Source organism: Acinetobacter sp. DSM 11652, from assembly GCF_900109815.1.
Taxonomy (GTDB): Bacteria; Pseudomonadota; Gammaproteobacteria; order Pseudomonadales; family Moraxellaceae; genus Acinetobacter.
The window spans coordinates 1-1,569 of sequence record NZ_FOBK01000036.1 but is presented as its reverse complement, the minus strand read 5'-3'; the positions used below and the strand labels follow the sequence as shown (position 1 = coordinate 1,569).

1 protein-coding gene is annotated in these 1,569 nt (G+C 41.6%); it reads right to left on the bottom strand.

The features are described from left to right. Nucleotides 1-342 precede the first annotated feature (342 nt). A partial coding sequence (gene ahpF / locus BMW42_RS14605; protein ID WP_143047430.1) for an alkyl hydroperoxide reductase subunit F occupies nucleotides 343-1,569 on the bottom strand: 1,227 nt, incomplete at its 5' end.

Sequence of the window (1,569 nt, the reverse complement as noted above, 5' to 3'; positions counted from 1 at the left end):
GAATGACTGAATTGGATGTGGAGGGCTCTGTTTTGGGCGGTTAGGCCGAGCTGTTCCAATGCCGAAAAGATGTTGGCAAGCATGGTTATTATCTGTCTTTTATAATTTAGTAAGGCTAAAGAATTTCTTAATATTTAAACAAAAAACAGACACGATAAACAGGTCCTGTTACACAAAACACCCATTTATTGTGAAATAAAATTACAAATAAAATATAGATTTGATTTAACAAATAATATGAAGCAAGGGAATGATTACAAAAAAAAGAGGCTGAAGTGTTAGCATCTTCAACCTCTGTAAACTACAAAACTAAGAACTTCTTATTTAAAGAATATGATTGAACTACTGTCCAGAACGAATGATGTAATCAAACGCTGACAGTGATGCTTTCGCGCCTTCACCAGTGGCAATGATGATTTGTTTATAAGGTACTGTTGTACAGTCACCTGCAGCAAATACACCTTTTACATTGGTTTCGTTGCGATCGTTAATCACAATCTCACCACGGTTGGTTAACTCAACTTGAGTTTCTTTTAAGAAATCCGTGTTAGGTAACAAACCGATTTGTACGAAGATCCCCGCCAATTCGACAGTGTGTTCTTCATCCGTCGCACGGTCTTTGTATTTCAGTGCAGTCACTTGTTTGCCATCACCGACCACTTCCGTAGACAACGCATTTTTGATGACAGTCGTGTTAGGTAAGCTGTTCAATTTATCTTGAAGAACTTGGTCAGCACGCAGTTTGGTATCAAACTCAACTAAAGTGACATGCTCAACAATACCCGCAAGGTCAATTGCCGCTTCAACACCAGAGTTACCACCACCGATCACAGCCACACGTTTACCTTTGAACAATGGGCCATCACAGTGTGGGCAGTACGCAACACCACGGGTTTTGTATTCTTGCTCACCTGGTACATTCATTTCTCTCCAACGAGCACCTGTAGACAGGATGACTGTTTTCGATTCAAGTTTTGCACCATTCTCTAAAGTCACTTCAACTAAACCGTTGGCAGTTTCATCTACACCTTTGATGTCAGACACACGTTGTAAGTTCATGATGTCGACACCGTATTCACGAACATGTGCTTCCATTTCAGCTGCAAACTTAGGACCTTGCGTCTTTTGCACTGATGTAAAGTTTTCAATATCCATGGTGTCCATGACTTGACCACCCATGCGCTCAGCAACGATCCCCGTACGGATACCTTTACGAGCGGCATAGATTGCAGATGTGTTACCTGCAGGACCACCACCGATCACAAGCACGTCAAATGCATCTTTGGCATTGAGCTTTTCAGCATCTTTCGCAGCAGAATTAGTATCGAGCTTCGCAACAATCTCTTCCAATGTCATACGACCTTGACCGATATGTTCGTTGTCTTGGAACACCATTGGTACAGCCATGATTTTGCGTTCTTCTACTTCGTCTTGGAAGAATGCACCATCAATCATGGTTGCTGTTGTGCCAGGGTTGTAGATTGCGATCAAGTTAAGTGCTTGAACCACATCTGGACAGTTATGACAGCTTAAAGATACGAATACGTCAAAGTCAGATTTGATTTCTAA